The sequence below is a fragment of the Parafrankia irregularis genome (assembly GCF_001536285.1).
In the GTDB taxonomy this organism is placed as follows: domain Bacteria; phylum Actinomycetota; class Actinomycetes; order Frankiales; family Frankiaceae; genus Parafrankia; species Parafrankia irregularis.
The window spans coordinates 50,426-68,661 of sequence record NZ_FAOZ01000014.1 but is presented as its reverse complement, the minus strand read 5'-3'; the positions used below and the strand labels follow the sequence as shown (position 1 = coordinate 68,661).

Below are 18,236 nucleotides of genomic sequence, written 5' to 3'. Positions count from 1 at the left end.
CGCCGGCCTAGCGGAGGGTGAGCGTGCGCCCGACCACGCCGGCGCGGACCCGCCGTTCCTGTGGTGTGAGGGCACGCGCGTCGGCGACGGTCTCCCGCAGCGCCGCCCAGAGCGCCGCCGCGGGCTTCTCACAGGATTCGGCGTCCGCGCCGGGGGCCAGGTCCCAGACCGGCACGACCAGACCGTCCGCGCGGAAGGATCCCACGAAACGTGACCCTTCACCAACGCTGAGCTGGCCGGCGGCGGAAAGCCGGGCCAGTGCGTCGAGCAGCGCCTCCTCGGTGAGATCACGTGAGGATGACAGCGCCCGCGACGACTCGCCGCCGCCATCCCCATCGCCACCGCCGCCGAGCGGCAGTGCCCACCGCAGGTGCAGCCGGTCGCCCGGGTTGCACCAGTAGGCCGCCGGCACGGACTCCAGCCGTGTGGTCGGGACGACGGTCGCGTTGGCCCGGTCCAGGCTCGCGGCGACCTCCGCGCTGGGCTCCGCGCCCTCCGACGAGGGAATCCACCAGGTGAAACCTGAGTGGACGGTCACCTCCAGCGGGGCCGGGTCGAGCAGGTCGGCGAGCCGGGGCAGCTCGGCGAGGCCCCCGGGCAGCTGTTCCACGGCCGCCAGCGCGGAGGCCGGCGGGCCCTCCACCACCGTTCCGGGCTTCGCGTCGAGGGCCGCGAGCAGCGCGCCGGCGAGATCGGCCGCCGGGTCCAGACCACTGACCAGGGTCTGCATCGCGAGCAGGATCTCGCCGTCGTCACGGACCACCGCGGGCGCGGCCTGCGGGAGCAGCGTGCCCAGGATGATCCGCCGGTCCGCGTGATCGGGGTGGGCGTTGAGGTGCTCCGCCGACAGCGTCAGCGGGGCGGTCGCGCTGGGGACGAACTCACGCAACGCGACCAGGTCGGGCTCGTCCTGCCGGCCCTGGAACGGGCGCAGCACCGGCGCCGGACGGGTCCGCTCGCCATGGCACGCCTTGTACCGCCGGCCGGAGCCACACGGGCAGGGCTGGCGCGGTCCGACGGCCGGCACCTGGTCGGAACGGGATTCGGGACGGCTGGGCGTCGTACGGCGGGCGATCGGGGAGCCTCCGCGGCCGGGCCCGCGCAGCGCCGGACGCCGCGCGGGCAGATGAGCAAAGATCGAGTTCCGCGGACCGCGAGCGGCTCGGTGGAACGCGACAGGGCTAGGCGGTAAGGCTAGGGCATCAGCGCGTCAGGCCACCTCCCGACATGCGCCACCGCCCGCATGCCGATCGCGGGTCGATCACGGGTCGATGGCGGGTCGATGGCGGGTCGATGGCGGGTCGATGGCGGGTCGATCACGGTCCGACGGGGCGCCGGCCGCGTCATCGTTGCCTCGGCCCGCGGGGTTCCCCCCTTCCGTACGGGTGTTTTCCCTCCGATCGGCACCCAAGCGCCCGCCGGGGACGTCCCGCAGCTGCCGGTCGGGGCACGATGACGTCGCGGCCCGCCCGCTCCACACCAGCTTCGGGTCCGCTTCGGAGAGGAAGATCTACCCAGGACGGTTGGAACGTGTCAAAAGTCGTCGTCGCAGGTGGTGGGATCGCGGGGATCGCCTGTGCGCGGGAGCTTCGGGCCCACGGCATCGAGGTCGAGGTACGTGACCGCGGCCGGGTGGTCGGCGGCCGGATGGCGTCCCGGTGGATCGACGGCCGGATCGTCGACTCCGGCGCGTCGTACTTCACCGCCCGCGGCCCCGACTTCCTGGAGATCGTCGACGACTGGCTCACCCGCGGCCTCGTTCGGCCCTGGACGACGAGATTCCCCGTGATCGACGGGCCATCCCGCACGATCGCCGCCGCGGTGCCGGGCCCGCTGCGGTACGCGGCCCCTCGCGGCATTCGTTCCCTCGTGGCCGACCTGGCCGCCCGTGGTGGGGTCCGAGTTTCGCACTCGTCCCCGGTCACCACGGTGGAGCCGGGGCCGATGGTGGACGGCGAGCCGGTGGACGCCGTCGTCCTGGCGATGCCCGACCCACAGGCCCTGCGCCATCTCGTTCCCGAGCTCCACGCCGAACGCGCCGCCCTGCTCGGACGGGCCTGGACGCCGGTTCTCGCCCTGCTCGCCGGCTGGTCCACCCGGCGGTGGTCACCGATCGACGGCGCCTTCGTCCACCGGGATCCGACCATCGAGTGGATCGCCGACGACGGACGCCGCCGCGGCGACAACGCGCCCGTGCTGGTCGCGCACTCGACCGCCCAGTTCGCCGCCGGCCGGCTCGCCGACCCACCGGCGGCCGCGCCGGCGCTCACCGAGGCGTTGCGGCGGCTGCTCGGCATCCCGGCCGAACCCGACTGGACCTACGTGCAGCGCTGGACGTTCGCCCGCCCGGCCGCGCCCCGGGAGCAGACGTACTTCTTCGGCGCGGCCCGGGTGGGCCTGGCCGGCGACGGCTGGGGCGAACCCCGGGTGGAGTCGGCCTGGCGCTCGGGGACGGATCTAGCGCGGGCGATCATCAGCACACTGACCTGACATCCTCGTCCCCGGCGCGCTCGTCGTCGTTGACGTCGATGTGGTCGTCGTCGCAGGCGTCGCTGGTTGCTGACGGAGCGCCGGGGGTACACCGAGCGACGTGGAGATCAAGCTGGGTCTGTCGCTGCCCCGGGACGAGATCTCCATTCCGATCGTCCGGCGAATCTGTGCGCAGGCCCTCACCGTGCTCGGTGTCTCGCCGGACTGCATCGCCGATGTCGAGCTCGCGTTGACCGAGGCCTGCGCGAACGTGCTCGCGCACGCGACCGCGGAGGACGACTACGAGGTCCGCGTCGGTGTGGACAACGGGCTCGCCGTGATCGAGGTCGTCGACCACGGCGGCGGTTTCGATGTGGCCAAGGCCCTCGAAGGCGGCGGAGCGAGCCCCAACGGCGACGGCCCGGCCGACAGCGACAGCGACAGCGGCGAGGGTGAGGGCGACGGCGACGGCGACGGCGCGGCCGAGCACCTGTCGGAAGGCGGCCGCGGGATCCTCCTGATGCGCGCGCTCATGGACCGGGTCCGGTTCGACGCCGTCGAGGGACCACACCAGGGCACCAGGGTGCATCTGGAGAAGGTTCTGACCTGGAATGACCGCTCCCCCGGCGCGCAGCTCATCCGGGCCCGTGCTGGCGGGGACCCCTGATCGGCCCCCTCCGGGATGATTTCGCCCCTCCTCGGGGCCGCCACAGGTCCGAGTCGACGACGGAAGTCGACGATCGAAAAGGCTCAGATCATGGTTCATCCCGTGGCAGGCCGGTAGGTTGAGGCCGGTTACGCCTCGGATCGAGGTCACGGGCGAAGACGGTGGTGGGGACAGATGCCGGAAGTTCCGCTGGGCGACGCAGGCACGCCAGGGGCGCCCAGGGTCGGCGTGGTGACCTTTCCCGGTTCGCTGGACGACCGGGACGCCGCCGCGGCCGTCCGGCTCGCAGGTGCCGACCCGATCCCGCTCTGGCACGGCGACAGCGATCTGCACGGCGTCGACGCCGTTGTCCTTCCCGGTGGCTTCTCCTACGGCGACTATCTGCGCGCGGGGGCGATCGCCCGGTTCTCCCCCGTCGTCGGCGCGGTCGTCGCGGCGGCGCGCGACGGTCTGCCGGTGCTCGGGATCTGCAACGGCTTCCAGGTCCTGTGCGAGGCCGGGCTGCTGCCCGGCGCGCTGACCCGCAACTCGGGGCTGCACTTCATCTGCCGGGACCAGCGGCTTCGCGTCGAGACCAGCAGCACCGCCTGGACCAGCGCCTACACCGCCGGCGAGGAGATCCTCATCCCGGTCAAGCACGGGGAGGGCCGGTATGTGGTCGACGCGTCGACCCTGGCCGAGCTGACCGCACAGGATCGGGTGGTCGTCCGCTATGTGGGTGGGAACCCCAACGGGTCTGTCGACGACATTGCCGGGGTGTGCAGCGAGAACCGGCGGGTGGTCGGCCTGATGCCGCATCCGGAGCATGCGGTGGAGGAGCTGACCGGGCCCGGCACGGACGGGCTGCGGATGTTCACCTCCGTGCTGGGTGACCTGCTTCGCGCGGCGCTCTGACCTTGATGAGAAGGAGCTCGGCGAGGCGAGGCGGGGCGAGGCGGGGCTCGGTGGCGGCGACGCTGCTCGCCGTGACACTGGCGGCGGTCGCCGCCTGCGGTGGCGGCGGGGAGCCCGAAGGCGGTGACCTCGGCTCGCTCACGGTCGCGGACGCCGGGTTCACCGAGAGCACGATCCTCGCCGACATGTACGGCGAACTGCTCGACCAGGCCGGCTACCAGGTCGAACGGACCTCGCTGTCGACCACGGAGGACGGCCAGTCCGCGCTCGAGAGCGGCGAGATCGACGCGATGCCGCAGTATGTCGCCACCTATGCCAACCTCCTCAGCTCCCAGGGCAACGGCGGCGATCTCCAGCCCGGCACGGCGTCCGATCTGGACGCCGCACTGGCCAGGCTCCGCACGCTCGCGGCGGCGCGGGGGCTGAGCGTCCTCGAACCGGCCGACGCCGTCGACCAGAACGCCTTCGCGGTGAGCCGGTCGTTCGCCGAGGAGCACAACCTGAAGACGCTGTCCGACCTCGGGGCGAGCGGGCTCGCCGTCGAGCTCGCGGCCGGCGCCGAATGCGTGAACCGCCCGTTCTGCGCGCCCGGCCTGGAGAAGGTGTACGGAATCGAGATCAGCGGAATCCTCGAGACCGGGGTAGCGACCAGGCAGACCAAGGCCGCCGTTCGGGACGACGAAGCGCAGCTCGGGCTGGTGCTCACCACCGACGCGACCGTCACCGACTACGGCCTGGTCGTGCTCACGGATGACAAGAAGCTCCAGAACGCCGACAACCTGGTGCCCATTGTGAACTCCGCCTCACTCACCCCGCGGATAACGTCCGCACTGAACGCGCTGGCACCGGTGCTCACCACGGCGGATCTGGCTGAGCTCAACAAGAAGGTGGACGCCGAGCAGCAGAAGACCGAGGACGTCGCCCGCGACTACCTCGCCGACAAGGGCCTGCTCGAGGGCTGACGCCTCCTCATCGAGGCGGACGGCCCGGGCGTCGCCGACACCCTGCGCCCGCGGATCCGCCAGGATGGGGCGGTGACCGGAACACCCTCCGCCCCCACCACCAGCCAGCCCTACCGCGAGCTCGGCCTCACCGACGACGAGTACGAACGGATCGTCGCGACCCTCGGCCGGGTCCCGACCGACGCCGAACTGGCCATGTACTCGGTGATGTGGAGCGAGCACTGCTCCTACAAGTCCTCCAAGGTGCATCTGCGCCAGTTCCGGGACACCCCGGCCACCGACCGGCTCCTGGTCGGGATGGGCGAGAACGCGGGTGTCGTGGACGTCGGCGAAGGCCTGGCCGTCACCTTCAAGGTCGAGTCACACAACCATCCCAGCTTCGTGGAGCCCTACCAGGGAGCGGCCACCGGTGTCGGTGGCATCGTCCGCGACATCCTGACCATGGGGGCCCGGCCGATCGGCGTCCTCGACCCGCTCCGCTTCGGTGCCGCGGACGCCCCCGACACCTCCCGGGTGCTGCCCGGTGTCGTCGCCGGAATCGGCGGCTACGGCAACTGCCTGGGCCTGCCGAACATCGGCGGCGAGGTCGTCTTCGACCCGGTCTACGCGGGTAACCCGCTGGTCAACGCGCTGTGCGTGGGCGTCATGCCGGTCGGCCGGGTGCAGACCTCCGCGGCCACCGGCGTAGGCAACGCCGTGGTCCTGCTCGGCGCGAAGACGGGTCGGGACGGCATCGGCGGGGTGTCCGTCCTGGCGTCGGCGACGTTCGACGCGGAGGGTGGCCCGGCCCGGCGCCCGTCGGTGCAGGTCGGCGACCCGTTCACCGAGAAGATCCTCATCGAGTGCTGCCTGGAGCTCTTCGACCGCGGGCTGGTCGTCGGTATCCAGGACCTCGGCGGCGCCGGCCTCACCTGCGCGCTCACCGAGACGACGGCCGCCGGCATCGCGACCGGCCAGCCCGGCGGCATGGACGTCGACCTCGACCTCGTCCCGCTGCGCGAGGCGTCGATGGAGGCCCATGAGGTGCTGGCCAGCGAGTCGCAGGAGCGGATGCTGGCCGTCGTCACCCCCGACGTGCTGCCCGAGGTGCTGGCTCTGGCCGAGCGCTGGGGCGTGCACGCCACCCGGATCGGCACGGTGACCGACAGCGGTCGCCTCATCGTCCGCTGGCACGGCGAGGTCGTGGTGGACGTCCCGCCCGGCTCGCTGGCCGACGACGGGCCCGTCTACGAGCGCCCGCTGCGCCGCCCGGCCGATCTGGACCTGCTGCACGCGGACGCACCGACTGCCCTGGTACGTCCCGGAACAGGTGCCGAGCTGCGGGAGACGCTGCTGCGCATGGTCGCCTCGCCGAACCTGTGCTCACGGGCCTGGGTGACCGAGCAGTACGACCGGTATGTACAGGCCAACACGGTGCTGGCCCAGCCCGAGGACGCCGGCGTGCTGCGGCTGTCAGCCTCCGGGCTCGGCATCGCGCTCGCCACCGACGGCAACGGCCGCTATGCCCGGCTGGACCCGTTCGCCGGCGCCCAGCTCGCCCTCGCCGAGGCGTGCCGCAACGTCGCCGCCGTCGGCGCCGAGCCGATCGCGGTGACCAACTGCCTGAACTTCGGCTCGCCCGAGGACCCGGAGGTCATGTGGCAGTTCGCCCAGGCCTGCGCGGGCCTCGCCGAGGCGTGCCGGCGCCTGGGCCTGCCGGTCACCGGCGGCAACGTCTCCTTCTACAACCAGACCGGGGCGACTCCGATCCATCCCACCCCGGTCGTCGGCGTGCTCGGGCTGCTGCCGGACGTGGGCCGCCGCACCGCCATGGCCTTCACCGGCGCGGGCGACACCGTCGTCCTGCTGGGTGAGACACGGGACGAGCTCGGCGGCTCCGAGTGGGCCTGGGTCACCCACGGTCACCTCGGCGGTACGCCACCGGCCGTCGACCTGGCCCAGGAGAAGTCGCTCGCCGAGGTACTCGTCGCCGGCGGGCGCGACGGCGTGTTCACCGCGGCGCACGACCTCTCCGAGGGCGGGTTGGCGCAGGCCCTGGTCGAATCCTGCCTGCGAGGCGGGCACGGCGCGCGCCTCGAGCTCCCCGCGGACGCCGACCCGTTCGTCGAGCTGTTCAGCGAGTCGGCCGGGCGCGCGGTCGTGACCGTCGCCGCCGCCGACCTGGATCGGCTCGCGGCCCTGTGTGCCTCACGTGGTCTGCCGTGGCGGCCAATCGGCGCTGTGACGGCGGCTGTCGACCTCGAGGTCGCCGGCCAGTTCACCATCCCGCTGGACGAGCTGCGGACGGCACACGAGGGGACGCTGCCTCGCCTGTTCGGTCGCACCGGCTGACACCCGTGTGACCGGCGCCGGCCCGGACGACCCGGGCCGGCGGGGGTCAGGAATGCCCGTACGGCTCGGGGTCCGCGGTGTCGGCGCCAGGTGTCCTCGCGGTGTCCGGCACCGACCCCGGGGCGTGCTGCGCGACCACACCGACGAGCTCGATGTCCGTCGGCACCAGATCCGAGGGGTCCTCGTCGAACGGCACCGGCTCGGGATGGGCCGACGGCGCCACCAAGGCCTCCGAGTGCGCGCCGCAGCCGTGGTCGATCGCCGTCACCCGGCCGTCGTCGGGCGCGAACTCGTTGGCGCAGACACCGAACATCCGGCCCAGCACGCCGGCCAGACGGACGTGGAAACCACAGGTCAGGCAGGATGCCGGCGCGACCTTGGCGATGGAGGCCTCCGGACCCGCCTCGCCCCCGTACCAGCGCTGCGCCGTGTCCTCACGGCCCGCCGGCGACAGGATCCGCGGGCGGCCGAGCCCCAGTTCCATCCAGACGTCGGCGTCGTCCAGCTCAAGGGCGTCGCCGGCCCGCAGGGTGAGACGGGCGTCGTCCACCGCGGTCGGCAGCAGGTCGCCCACGCCGACATCTCCCGGCCGCAGACGCTCTGACCAGGGAACCCAGGCCGGTGCGAGCAGCGCGCCCTCGCCGGGCATCAGCACGACGTCGTTGACGGTCGGCTTGCGGATCCTGGAGGCGCGCGCGACGGCGACCGTCCAGGCCCAGCCCGCGTAGGCCGGCGAAAGGCACGCGAACCGGTGCAGCACCAGCCGCTCCGCCTCCGCCTCGACCCCGAGGTGCTCGCCGACCGCGCCCGCGTCGCCGGCCTCTTCCTCGGCCGCGGCGCGCGCGAGATCGACCGCCGCGGCGCACACAGCGTCGGGCACCAGCTCCCGGGCGGTGCGGGACGCCCGACCGGCCCGTGGCCGCGGCGGAGCCGCCTCCGCGCCCGCGTCGCCGGCCACAGCCTCACCAGCCGCCACAGCCTCACCGGCCGCCGCCGCAGCTTCACCGGCCGCTCCGGACTCCACTGCCGCCGGGGATTCGGCCTTCACGGCCGGCTCGCCCTTCACGGCCGCCGCGGGCTGCGCGGCGGTAACGCCGGCGGCCGGCTCGACAGCCGGCTCGGTGCCGGCCGCGTCAGACGCCGCACGGGCACGACGGGGCGACCGGCGGCGCGTGGGCCGCGTCGGTGCCGAGTCCGTCGAGCCGGTCGAATCCGTCGAGCCGGTCGAATCCGTCGAGCCCGATGCAGCCGGCCCAGTGGCCTCACTGTGATCCGCCGCGGTGTCGGCTGCCGGCCCGTCGGCGCCTGACGACGGGGCCCGAGATGCACGAGTCCCAGCCGACTCGGAGCGAACGTCGAGTGTTTCCACGCACGTATTCTCACTCACCGACTGCCGCCCCGCCCGATGTGGTCGTGGTCTCGGGCGGTGACGGCGAGCAGACTCGTCAGGGTGAAGTTCGGAAGCACGCTCACCCAGGGAGTGAACCGCCTGCGTGCGACCATTCGCCGCGACGGCGCGCAACAGTCCGGGCTCTCCTCGTTGACCGAGCTGTCGTTCGTCAACGCGGCCGGTGATGCGCTTGTCACAGTCGCACTGGCCGGATCGTTGTTCTTCGCGGTACCGACCGGTGAGGCCCGTTCCAAGGTCGCGCTGTACCTGTTGATCACCATGGTTCCGTTCGCCCTGCTGGCGCCGATCGTGGGTCCGCTGCTGGACCGGGTCGCCTACGGCCGGCGCACCGCGCTCGCGGCCATCTGCCTGGGGCGCTGTCTGCTGGCCTGGCAGCTCGCCGGTGCCCTCGACGGTCTCGCCGTCTACCCGCTCGCGCTGGGTCTGCTCGTGCTCTCCCGGGCCTTTGGTGTCGCTCGCAGCGCTGTTGTTCCGCGCGTCACACCGTCGGAACTGACCCTGGTGAAAGTCAACTCACGGATCTCACTGGTCAACATCGTGGCCGGCGCGATCGTCGCCCCGCTGGGCCTTGGGTTGGCCAACATCCCATTCGTCGGCTATCCGTGGGTTCTACGGGTCTGCGCACTGGTCTACATGGCCGGCGTTCTGCTCGCCTTCAACCTGCCCGGTCATGTCGACTCCGCCGCCGGCGAGCGGACGCTGCGCGAGCTGACCGGTCCGCGCCGGCGAGGCAACCTGCGGAACCGGGTCGTGGCGGTGCTCGGCGCTCTTCCGGTAGCGCTGCGGGCGACGCTCGTGTTGCGCGGCCTGGTGGGCTTTCTCACCTTTTATCTGGCTTTCCTGCTGCGAACGAACGGCGGCAACAACCTCTGGCTCGGCGCCCTGGCGGCGACCGCCGGTGTCGGTAGCGGCATCGGCGTGCTGATCGGTGGCCGGCTCGGCCGCCGCCGCCCGGAGGGCATCCTGGTGCTGAGCCTGCTGCTGCCGACAAGCGGCTGCCTGCTGGCCGCGGTGACCTACACCCGGCTGACTTCGCTGGTGGCGGCGCTGGCGGCGATGACCGCCGGCTCGATGGCCAAGCTCGCCCTGGACGCGATCATCCAGCGCGACATCGTGGAGGACACCCGCGGCTCCGCCTTCGCCCGCTCGGAGACAGCGCTGCAGCTCGGCTGGGTTCTCGGCGGAGCGCTGGGGCTGATCGAGATGCCTGGAGCGCTCGGTTTCGCCCTCGCGGCCGCAGCCGTCGGGCTGACTCTGATCCTGCAGGCCCGTGCCCTGCGCCAGGCCAGGGCACACGCCCGCGAGCGGCAGGTGCGGACTGCGTCGGCCGCCGCCCCGGTTGGCCCACCGGCCCCACCAGACCTCCTGGCACCACCGGCCACGCCAGACTTCCATGTCCCACCGGCCGTACCGCACCCACCGGCCACGCCGCACCCGCCAGCAACCCCGCACCCGACAGGCGCCGCGCACCCGACCGGCGGGCCTCTGCCAGCGACCGGCCGCGACGGCTACGCCGTGACGGCCATGGCCGATCCCGGCCCGGTCGGCGTCACCCCCGACCAGCGCGCCGACGTCCCGGTCGGGTGGCGTGATCCGCGGGGCTGGCCGCGGGGCGCACGGTCGCCGGCCGGAAACCCGACGCTTCCGGATCTCACCGTGCCTGATCTCACGGTTCCCGATCGCACCGTTCCAGATCTCAGCCTGCCCGACTGCACCGTGCCCGATCACACCGTTCCGGATCTCGGCGTGCCGGCGGCGGACCCGCCCGGCCCCGAACCCGCGGCGCCGGATCCGCCGCGGCCGGTAGGCGACCACCCGGGACGTGGCCGCGCACGCCGTGGTCGCCAGCACTAGACACCATCGGCGTTCGTTCAGTTCGCCGTAGGCGCCACGCCGAGCCTCGGCCTGCGACTGCTGCTGGGCAAGAGTTGAGGATCGTGGTCGTAAAAACGACCACGATCCTCAACTCTTGCGGATTGCCAGGTCGCTCCTCGCCCCTTTTACCTCCCTTGATGTGAACTGCCTGCGCGGCACGGCGGCGCGACAGCAGGGATGCCCGGCGTGCGGCCGTGCGGCCGTGCGGCGAATGGACACGGACCTCGGACCGCCAGGCCAATGCTGGTGGCCCCGAATCCGCCACTTATCGGGATTCCGCTCTGCTCCCCCGCGCCCCCGGCGACCATCTCCCTCAGACCTTGCTCGGCAGCAGCGACATCCCGAGGTCGCAGGTCGCAGCGAGCACCGTCATCAGATCTTGCCCGGAAGCCCAGATCGCATACTTGTCGTGACGACGAAATCACATGGCGTACACAGAACCACGGAGGGTCGATCGCGGTGCTAGGGTCCGTCAACTAGTCCGGTTTGCACCACCTCCCAGGCATCGTGGCGTTACTTCGCCGTCCGGCACGGTCGCCTGCCCGCAGCCGGCAGCCCATCGGCACGACGGCACACGAAGGACACATCCACAACATGATCTTGAACGGGTCATGACCCGCACCCTCATCGTCACCGCGGTGAACGCCGAGGCGGACGCGGTGTGCGCCGGTCTGATGGGGAGCTGGTCGCGCAGCCGCGCACGCACCCCGTCCGGCCCCGGGGGGCTCGTCTCTCCGGACTGGGACCGGCAGCTGCTGACCACCTCGACCCTCGGCCCGTATGTCGGCCGGCGGCGTGGCCCGGTGACCGTGCTCGCGGCCGGTCCGGCCGGTGCGGCGGCCGCCGCCGGAACCGCGGTGGCGCTGTCCGTCGCGAGCGCGGCGGGCGAGCCGTTCGGGCTGGTCATCGCGATGGGGGTCGCGGGCGGGTTCCGCGGCTGGGCCGAGATCGGCGACCTGGTCATCGCCGACCAGATGGTCGCGGCCGACCTGGGCGCCGAGTCCGGGCTCGACGAGCCGGCCGAAGTCATCCCCCCGGTCAGGATCAGTGAGATGGACCGCAACCTGGGATTCCATCCCGCCGGAGCACCGGCGGCCCAGCCGGGTCCACCGGCCAGCTCGGCTCCGACCGGCGCGTTCCTGACCATGGATGACCTGGGGCTGGGATCGTCGACGGTGCGGCCCGACCCGGGCCTGGTGCGGCGGATGACATCGGTGCTGGGCGTCACTGGGCGCAGAATTGTCAGCGGCACCGTCATCACCGTGTCGACCGTCACCGGAACCGAGCGGCGGGCCGCCACCTTCACGGCGCGGCTGGATCCGATCGCGGAGGCGATGGAAGGCCACGCTGTGGGCGTCGCGGCCGGGGCCTTCGGAGTGCCGGTGATCGAGATCCGGGCGATCAGCAATCTGGTCGGGCGGCGGGACCGGGCGTCCTGGAACATGCAGGCGGCGCTGGGCAGCCTTCGCACAGCGGCCGCGGCGCTCGTCGCGCACCCGGAGGGCCTGGTGCCCGTCGTGGACGCCGAGTAGGACGGACCCAGCAGCGCTGGACCCGTCGGCGACGGGTCCAGCGGCCCGACGGGCCTGACGGACCCGGCAGGGGAACAACGGGGCAGGGGAACAACGGGCAGGACGGATCGAGGAGGCTCGGCATGGGTACGTCATCCGCCGCGGCAACGGCCAGTTCCGCGGGCAGCTCACCGGCCGCCGACACGCTGGCCCTCGCGATCTCCCCCTGCCCGAACGACACCTTCGCCTTCCACGCGCTGATCCACGGCCTGGTGCCCGCGGCGCCCGCGGTGTCGACGACCTTCGCCGACATCGATGTGCTGAACGCCCGCGCCGCCCAGGGCCTGGACGACCTGGTCAAGGTGTCGTACGCGGCGCTGCCGTGGCTGCTCGACAAGTACAGCCTGCTCAGGGCGGGCAGCGCGCTGGGCCGCGGGTGTGGTCCGCTCGTCCTGACCGCGGGGCGGACGGACCTGCGCGGCGCCTCGGTCGTCATCCCGGGCACCCGCACCACGGCCTACCTGCTGTTCCGGCTGTGGGCGGAGAAGCTCGGCGTCGGCTCGATCGAGGTCCTGCCCTTCGATCAGATCATGCCCGCGGTGCGCGACGGTCGGTTCGACGCGGGGCTCGTCATCCACGAGTCTCGTTTCACCTACCCGTCCTACGGTCTGACGGCGGTGGCCGATCTCGGCGACTGGTGGGAGGGCCACACCGGGCTGCCGATTCCGCTCGGCGGCATCCTGGGCCGCCGCGGGCTGGACCCGGCCGCGCTCTCGGAGCTGGTCCGGGCGAGCGTCGCGGCCGCCTTCGCCGACCGGTCCGCGAGCGCCTCCTTCGTGATCGAACACGCGCAGGAGATGGCACCGGACGTCGTCAACGCGCACATCGAGCTCTATGTGAACGACTTCTCGCTCGATCTCGGTGACGAGGGCATGGCCGCGGTCGGTGAGCTTCTCGGGCGGGCGGTGGCCGCCGGCCTCGTGCCCGCGCTCCCGCCCGGGTCCCTCGACACGTGGCCCCCGCGAATCTGACCCGGCTGTCCGCTCCGGTGCGACACTGGCGTTCATGCCGGAGCTTCCCGAGGTCGAGGCGTTGGCGGCCTTCCTGCGGGAGACCGCTGCCGACCTGACCGTGGCTCGCGTCGAGCCGGTCGCGGTGAACGCCCTGAAGACGTTCGACCCACCCTTCTCCACGCTGGTCGGCGCGGCGCTGGTGACCGTGCAGCGGCACGGCAAGTTCCTCGACCTCGTGTTCGCCGCGGCCGACGGCGAGCGGCTCGACCTGGTCACCCATCTCGCCCGCGCCGGGTGGCTGCAGTGGAAGGCGAAGCAGCCGCGGACCCCGGCCAGGCCCGGCCGGGGTCCGCTGGCACTGCGCGTGGTCTTCACCGACGGTTCCGGTTTCGACCTCACCGAGGCCGGCACGCAGAAGCGGCTGGCCGTCTACCTGGTGCGCGACCCCGCGCAGGTCGACGGCATCAGCCGGCTCGGCGTCGATCCGCTCTCCCCCGAGTTCACCCGGGACGTCCTCGCCGCGTTGCTCGCCGAGTCGGGGCGGGCGCAGATCAAGGGCGTCATCACCGACCAGTCGAAGATCGCCGGGGTGGGCAACGCCTACTCGGACGAGGCCCTCTGGGTCGCCCGGCTCTCGCCGTTCCGGCCCGCCACGGCGCTGACCGCCACGGAGGTCGACCAGCTGCACGCGGCCGTCACCGGGATGCTGCGCGACGCAGCGGACGCCGCCCGCGGCCTCGCCGCCGCCGACCTCAAGGCGGAGAAGAAGCTGGGGCTGAAGGTGCATGGCCAGACCGGGCTACCCTGCCCGCGGTGCGCGGACACCATCCGGGAGGTCTCCTTCTCCGACCGCTCGCTGCAGTACTGCCCGACCTGCCAGACAGATGGACGTCCGCTGGCCGACCGGCGGTTGTCGAAGCTGCTCAAGTAGCGTGACGGCCCATCAACTGTTCGCCGCGACGGGTGGCAGGATGGCGCTGTGAGTCCCCAGCAGATACCAACTGTCACCGTGCCGGAGCTTCCCGTCCAGCTGCCCGCCGAGGGTGGCCCGCTGCTCGTCGACGTGCGTGAGCCGGACGAATGGGCCGCCGGTCACATCGACGGCGCGATCCACATCCCCATGGGCGACTTCCTGGCTCGTATCAACGAGGTCCCCCAGGATCGGGATGTCGTCGTCGTCTGCCGCTCCGGGCGGCGGTCCGCCGAGGTCACCGCTTACCTGGCCCGTGGCGGGTGGCAGGCGCGCAACCTCGAGGACGGAATGCTCGCCTGGCAGGCCGCCGGGCGCCCGATGATCAGTGAGACATCCCTCGCGCCCACCGTTCGCTAGCACCGGGGGCCGGCCACCCCACACGGGGCGGCCGGCGACCGGCGACCGGCGTGGGCGACGACGTCCGTTATGCAGCCAGCCGTCCGTTCTGCGCAACGACGTTCGTTCCCGGCCACGACGTTCGTTCCCGGGCTATGACGTCTGTTCCACCCGGACGACGTAGTCCTCGATCACCGGATTGGCGAGCAGCGTCGACGCGAGGTGCTCGATGCGGGCGAGCACCTCGGCGTCGGCCTCACCGTCCAGGTCGAGCTCGAACCGCTTGCCCTGGCGAACCCCGCTGATCCCGCTCACGCCGAGCCGGGGCAGCGCGGTAAGCACCGCCTGGCCCTGCGGGTCAAGGATCTCCGGCTTGAGCATCACATCCACCACAACCCTGGTCACACTCGCGGACCCTACCGGCTTCGGGCGGTGCGCCCATGACGCTGGTTAGGCTCACCGAGTGTCCCCCTGGAGAACATCCACCCTGGTCGTCGGCTTCGACCTGGACATGACGCTGCTGGACGCCCGGCGCGGGATCGTCGCGGCCTTCGCCGCGCTGGCCGCCGAGACCGGCGTCACGATCGACGGCGAGGCCGCGGTCCGGCGGCTCGGCCCACCGCTCGAAGAGGAGCTCGCCCGCTGGTTCCCCGCGGACGAGGTGGCGCGTCAGGCGGTCCGCTATCGCGAGCTTTATCCGGTGCACGCGGTCCCGGTATCCGTCGCGATGCCGCACGCGGCGGCGGCCGTCGCGGCCGTGCGGGCGGCCGGCGGGCGGGCCGTGGTGGTCACCGCCAAGAGCGGTCCGCTGGCCGAGGCCAGCCTGGCGCACATCGGGCTCACCGTGGACGACGTCGCGGGGTGGCTGTTCGCGGAGGCCAAGGGCGAGGCGATCCGCGAGCACGGAGTCGACGTCTTCGTCGGCGACCACGTCGGGGACGTCCGCGGGGCACACAGCGGCGGTGCGACGGCGGTGGCGGTCGCAACCGGCCCCTGCCCGCCCGACGAGCTCTCCGCGGCCGGCGCGCACGTCGTGCTGGACGACCTGGCCACCTTCCCGGCCTGGCTCGACGGCGAGATCCTGCAGCGACGTCTGGAAGCGCTGCGGACGCGGCTGGAGGAGCTCGGCTCGGTGCTGGTCGCCTTCTCCGGCGGCGCCGACTCGGCGCTGCTGCTGGCCGCGGCGGTGCGTGCGCTGGGGCCCGCCTCGGTGGTCGCCGCCACCGCCGTCTCCGCTTCGCTGCCGGCGAACGAGCTGTCCGCGGCCCGCCGGTTCGCCGCCGACCTCGGCGTTCGCCACCTCCTGCCGCGAACCGACGAGATGAGCAACCCGGCGTACCGGGCCAACGACGCCAACCGCTGCTATTTCTGCAAGTCTGAGCTGATTGCCACGCTCGCCCCGCTGGCCACCGAGCTGGGTCTGGCACACGTGGTGACCGGCACGAACGCCGATGACGCGGTCGCCGGGTTCCGTCCCGGTATCAGCGCCGCCGCGAGCCGGGGAGCGCGTACCCCGCTGCTCGACGCCGGCCTGACGAAGGCCCAGGTCCGTGCGGCGTCCCGGCAGTGGGAGCTGCCCACCTGGGACAAGCCGGCGGCGGCCTGCCTGGCAAGCCGGATCGCCTACGGGGTGCAGGTCAGCCCGGCCCGGTTGGCAAGAGTCGAGCGGGCCGAGTCGGCCCTGCGCCTGGCCATCGCCGAGGCGGGCCTGAAGATCCGCGACCTGCGGGTGCGTGATCTGGGTGAGCTGGCCCGGATCGAGGTCGATCCCGAGCGCACCGCCGAGTTGGCGGCCCACCCCGAGCTGCTGGCCCTGGTGGTCGACGCCGGGTTCGCTCGCGCGGAGGTGGATCCGCGCGGATTCCGCTCCGGTTCGATGAACGAGCTGCTCTCGCCGGGCGGATAGTCCGCGCCCGGACTGCCGGGCGCCGTGGAGACTGTGCGGTGCTGTGCACCGGCTGTGCGGTGCTGCCCGGCGGCTGTGCGCCGGCTGCACGGCGGCTGTGCGGCGCAGGCGCCTCGTGAGGTCAGAAGATCGGCGCGCCCTCGCCCTTCTGGCGGGCGCCCCGTTCCACGTGCTCCCGATAGGCGGCCGCCTCCTCGGCGGAAACGGTGAGACCGTCGGCGTGCCGCATCGCCTCGGGATCAACGGGACCGCCACTGGCGTGCGCCTTCGCATCCCGACGACGGCTGTCCTCGGCCTCGGAGAATGCGCCGGCGTCACGGAAGTCGAGGTCGTGGCCAAGCTTCGGCATCACAATCACACTCCTCAAAAAGATCGGACGGATCCAGCCCGCCCTACGCCCGGCGTCCTGCCCCGGGCACGCCTTCCGTAACGTCGACAGGGGCAGGAAGAACCGATTAATGCGGTCAATTCGTCGGTATTCCGCGATCCCACACACGTCGGACCTGCAGGTACGTCCCAGTGCCTCCAGCAGGGGCGGCCCGGCCGCTCCGACCACGCAGTGTCATCGTCCGCGAAGCGACTACACCTGGCGCAGAGGCCCGATAGCCTGGGACTTCGTCACCGCGCGTCAACCCACCGATCCGCAACGCAGAACGAGGTCGCCCGTGCCCACCGGCAAAGTCAAGTGGTTCGACGTTGACAGGGGTTTCGGTTTTCTCAGCCGTGACGACGGCGACGATGTCTTCGTCCACAAGGCGGCCCTGCCAGCCGGCGTCGACCGGCTCAAGCCCGGCGACCGGGTCGAGTTCGGCGTGGCCGCCGGGCGCCGCGGGGACCAGGCCCTGTCGGTACGGATTCTGGCCGCTCCCCCGTCCGTCGCCAAGGCCGCCGCGAACGCGGCTCGGCGCAGCCCGGACGAACTGCACAGCATGGTCGAAGACATGATCAAGATCCTGGACGACGTCCAGCGCGATCTCCGCCGGGGCCGCTATCCGGACCGGAGGGCGGCGCAGAAGGTCGCCAAGGTCGTCCACGCGGTGGCCAACGAGCTCGAACGCTGACAACCTGCCGACTGGCCGGCCAGGCACGTAACCTGCCGGCTGGCCGGCCAGGCACGCCAGGCACGCCAGGCCGTCGAGGCCGACCTGGCCGCCACGCTGGGTCAGGTGCGGGGGCCTGGCCCAGCCCGAATGCTCCGGCCGGTTCATCGGCTCCGGGCGCGGACGTCAGCGCGCCGGGGCGAAGGGGTCGTCCGGCGGCGTGATGGTCACCCGCCGCCGGCATTCCGTGCAGACCCCGGCAGCGGCGCCGGGCTCCTCGTCCGACGGGGCGAGGTAGGCCAGCGGCACCCGGCCGCCGCACCACGGGCAGTCAAGCCACGGGCCGTGGGTGTCGATCATCCGCACGCTCTCCCACTTCCGGGGCCTGGCCGGCCGCCAACGGCATCGGCTTCCGGGACGGACCGCCCCGAGCAGTCAGCCGCGGTCCGGATCGTCCCGAACCGGGCTGCCCATGGTTTCACGCCCGCGCACCGTTGATCACGCCCTGCCCCGCAGGACACCGTGGTCTCCCGCAGGACACCGCGGTCCGCCACGGCGGACGATCCGTCACAGCGCGGCCGTGCGGCACAGATACGCCCTGGCAGGCGGCGCGCGCGACGGGGCACCGGCGAACCTGTCGGATCAACGACTACGAGATTCCGGCAGACCGCCCATCTGGTCGTGTATCGACGACAGTGACGGCAGTTCCGTCCACTCCACGCGGACGGTGCCCCGCCGCGTAGTCGGAAAATCCGGCCATAGCTTCGGGCCGGCCGGAGCCGCCCACGTGTTGGTGCAGACTGCGGACAGACCATAGACGCCGCTACCCCGGCACCGAAGGTGGAACG

17 protein-coding genes are annotated in these 18,236 nt (G+C 72.5%); 12 read left to right on the top strand and 5 right to left on the bottom strand.

Annotation, left to right across the window (positions count from 1 at the left end; translation table 11 throughout):
• Window positions 1-7 precede the first annotated feature (7 nt).
• A complete protein-coding gene (locus tag AWX74_RS21045; RefSeq protein ID WP_091279620.1) occupies window positions 8-1,027 on the bottom strand; it encodes a DUF5926 family protein in 1,020 nt (339 codons plus the stop codon).
• A 503-nt stretch (window positions 1,028-1,530) separates the two neighbouring features.
• Here AWX74_RS21045 and AWX74_RS21040 point away from each other — a divergent pair.
• From AWX74_RS21040 to purL, 5 genes are all read left to right on the top strand, one after another.
• Window positions 1,531-2,490: an NAD(P)/FAD-dependent oxidoreductase gene (locus tag AWX74_RS21040; RefSeq protein WP_091279617.1), complete on the top strand. Its 960-nt coding sequence runs from the start codon at window positions 1,531-1,533 to the stop codon at window positions 2,488-2,490.
• 100 nt (window positions 2,491-2,590) lie between these two features.
• On the top strand, window positions 2,591-3,136 hold the full coding sequence (locus AWX74_RS21035; protein ID WP_091279614.1) for an ATP-binding protein: 546 nt from the start codon (window positions 2,591-2,593) through the stop codon (window positions 3,134-3,136).
• Between the two features lie 174 nt (window positions 3,137-3,310).
• Entirely contained in the window at window positions 3,311-4,030 is a 720-nt protein-coding gene (gene purQ, locus AWX74_RS21030) for a phosphoribosylformylglycinamidine synthase subunit PurQ (RefSeq protein ID WP_091279611.1), read from the top strand.
• 5 nt (window positions 4,031-4,035) lie between these two features.
• On the top strand, window positions 4,036-4,992 hold the full coding sequence (locus AWX74_RS21025; protein WP_091279608.1) for an ABC transporter substrate-binding protein: 957 nt from the start codon (window positions 4,036-4,038) through the stop codon (window positions 4,990-4,992).
• A gap of 72 nt (window positions 4,993-5,064) precedes the next feature.
• The gene (gene purL, locus AWX74_RS21020) at window positions 5,065-7,323 is read left to right on the top strand and encodes a phosphoribosylformylglycinamidine synthase subunit PurL (RefSeq protein WP_091279605.1); all 2,259 of its coding nucleotides are present in this window, start codon (window positions 5,065-5,067) and stop codon (window positions 7,321-7,323) included.
• A gap of 46 nt (window positions 7,324-7,369) precedes the next feature.
• Here purL and AWX74_RS21015 read toward each other — a convergent pair whose 3' ends face one another.
• Window positions 7,370-8,371 carry a DUF3027 domain-containing protein gene (locus AWX74_RS21015; RefSeq protein ID WP_242666340.1) on the bottom strand — a complete coding sequence of 334 codons (1,002 nt, stop codon included), beginning with the start codon at window positions 8,369-8,371 and terminating at the stop codon, window positions 7,370-7,372.
• Between the two features lie 357 nt (window positions 8,372-8,728).
• On the opposite strand from AWX74_RS21015, the gene AWX74_RS21010 reads away from it, so the two are divergent.
• The 5 genes from AWX74_RS21010 to AWX74_RS20990 all read left to right on the top strand — a co-directional run bounded on the left by AWX74_RS21010 (window position 8,729) and on the right by AWX74_RS20990 (window position 14,463).
• Window positions 8,729-10,588 (top strand): MFS transporter, encoded by a 1,860-nt coding sequence (locus AWX74_RS21010; protein ID WP_091279601.1) that lies wholly within the window; start codon window positions 8,729-8,731, stop codon window positions 10,586-10,588.
• A 632-nt stretch (window positions 10,589-11,220) separates the two neighbouring features.
• A complete protein-coding gene (gene mqnB / locus AWX74_RS21005) occupies window positions 11,221-12,141 on the top strand; it encodes a futalosine hydrolase (protein WP_054568911.1) in 921 nt (306 codons plus the stop codon).
• A gap of 122 nt (window positions 12,142-12,263) precedes the next feature.
• The gene (locus tag AWX74_RS21000) at window positions 12,264-13,151 is read left to right on the top strand and encodes a 1,4-dihydroxy-6-naphtoate synthase (protein ID WP_091279598.1); all 888 of its coding nucleotides are present in this window, start codon (window positions 12,264-12,266) and stop codon (window positions 13,149-13,151) included.
• A gap of 34 nt (window positions 13,152-13,185) precedes the next feature.
• The gene (locus AWX74_RS20995; RefSeq protein WP_091279594.1) at window positions 13,186-14,064 is read left to right on the top strand and encodes an Fpg/Nei family DNA glycosylase; all 879 of its coding nucleotides are present in this window, start codon (window positions 13,186-13,188) and stop codon (window positions 14,062-14,064) included.
• Window positions 14,065-14,112: 48 nt separating this feature from the next.
• A complete protein-coding gene (locus AWX74_RS20990) occupies window positions 14,113-14,463 on the top strand; it encodes a rhodanese-like domain-containing protein (RefSeq protein ID WP_091279591.1) in 351 nt (116 codons plus the stop codon).
• 132 nt (window positions 14,464-14,595) lie between these two features.
• On the opposite strand, the gene purS is transcribed toward AWX74_RS20990, so the two are convergent.
• On the bottom strand, window positions 14,596-14,847 hold the full coding sequence (gene purS, locus AWX74_RS20985; RefSeq protein WP_035954139.1) for a phosphoribosylformylglycinamidine synthase subunit PurS: 252 nt from the start codon (window positions 14,845-14,847) through the stop codon (window positions 14,596-14,598).
• 58 nt (window positions 14,848-14,905) lie between these two features.
• Between purS and larE the strand changes: the two genes are divergently transcribed.
• A complete protein-coding gene (larE, locus tag AWX74_RS20980) occupies window positions 14,906-16,348 on the top strand; it encodes an ATP-dependent sacrificial sulfur transferase LarE (RefSeq protein WP_278184644.1) in 1,443 nt (480 codons plus the stop codon).
• Between the two features lie 121 nt (window positions 16,349-16,469).
• Here the strand turns inward: larE and AWX74_RS20975 are convergent, their stop codons facing one another.
• Window positions 16,470-16,697, bottom strand: a complete 228-nt coding sequence (locus tag AWX74_RS20975; protein ID WP_091279588.1) for a hypothetical protein — start codon at window positions 16,695-16,697, stop codon at window positions 16,470-16,472.
• Between the two features lie 316 nt (window positions 16,698-17,013).
• Here AWX74_RS20975 and AWX74_RS20970 point away from each other — a divergent pair, with 316 nt between their 5' ends.
• The gene (locus AWX74_RS20970; protein ID WP_006543787.1) at window positions 17,014-17,409 is read left to right on the top strand and encodes a cold-shock protein; all 396 of its coding nucleotides are present in this window, start codon (window positions 17,014-17,016) and stop codon (window positions 17,407-17,409) included.
• A 165-nt stretch (window positions 17,410-17,574) separates the two neighbouring features.
• On the opposite strand, the gene AWX74_RS40110 is transcribed toward AWX74_RS20970, so the two are convergent.
• Window positions 17,575-17,748 carry a hypothetical protein gene (locus tag AWX74_RS40110; protein WP_006543788.1) on the bottom strand — a complete coding sequence of 58 codons (174 nt, stop codon included), beginning with the start codon at window positions 17,746-17,748 and terminating at the stop codon, window positions 17,575-17,577.
• Between the last annotated feature and the right edge of the window lie 488 nt (window positions 17,749-18,236).

Excerpts from the sequence above, each read along its gene's own strand:
- AWX74_RS21010 (WP_091279601.1), top strand. The coding sequence starts at position 8,729 with ATGTGGTCGTGGTCTCGGGCGGTGACGGCGAGCAGACTCGTCAGGGTG.
- AWX74_RS21000 (WP_091279598.1), top strand. The coding sequence starts at position 12,264 with ATGGGTACGTCATCCGCCGCGGCAACGGCCAGTTCCGCGGGCAGCTCA.
- mqnB (WP_054568911.1), top strand. The coding sequence starts at position 11,221 with ATGACCCGCACCCTCATCGTCACCGCGGTGAACGCCGAGGCGGACGCG.
- AWX74_RS20995 (WP_091279594.1), top strand. The coding sequence starts at position 13,186 with ATGCCGGAGCTTCCCGAGGTCGAGGCGTTGGCGGCCTTCCTGCGGGAG.
- AWX74_RS40110 (WP_006543788.1), bottom strand. The coding sequence starts at position 17,748 with ATGATCGACACCCACGGCCCGTGGCTTGACTGCCCGTGGTGCGGCGGC.
- AWX74_RS20975 (WP_091279588.1), bottom strand. The coding sequence starts at position 16,697 with ATGCCGAAGCTTGGCCACGACCTCGACTTCCGTGACGCCGGCGCATTC.
- purQ (WP_091279611.1), top strand. The coding sequence starts at position 3,311 with ATGCCGGAAGTTCCGCTGGGCGACGCAGGCACGCCAGGGGCGCCCAGG.
- AWX74_RS21025 (WP_091279608.1), top strand. The coding sequence starts at position 4,036 with ATGAGAAGGAGCTCGGCGAGGCGAGGCGGGGCGAGGCGGGGCTCGGTG.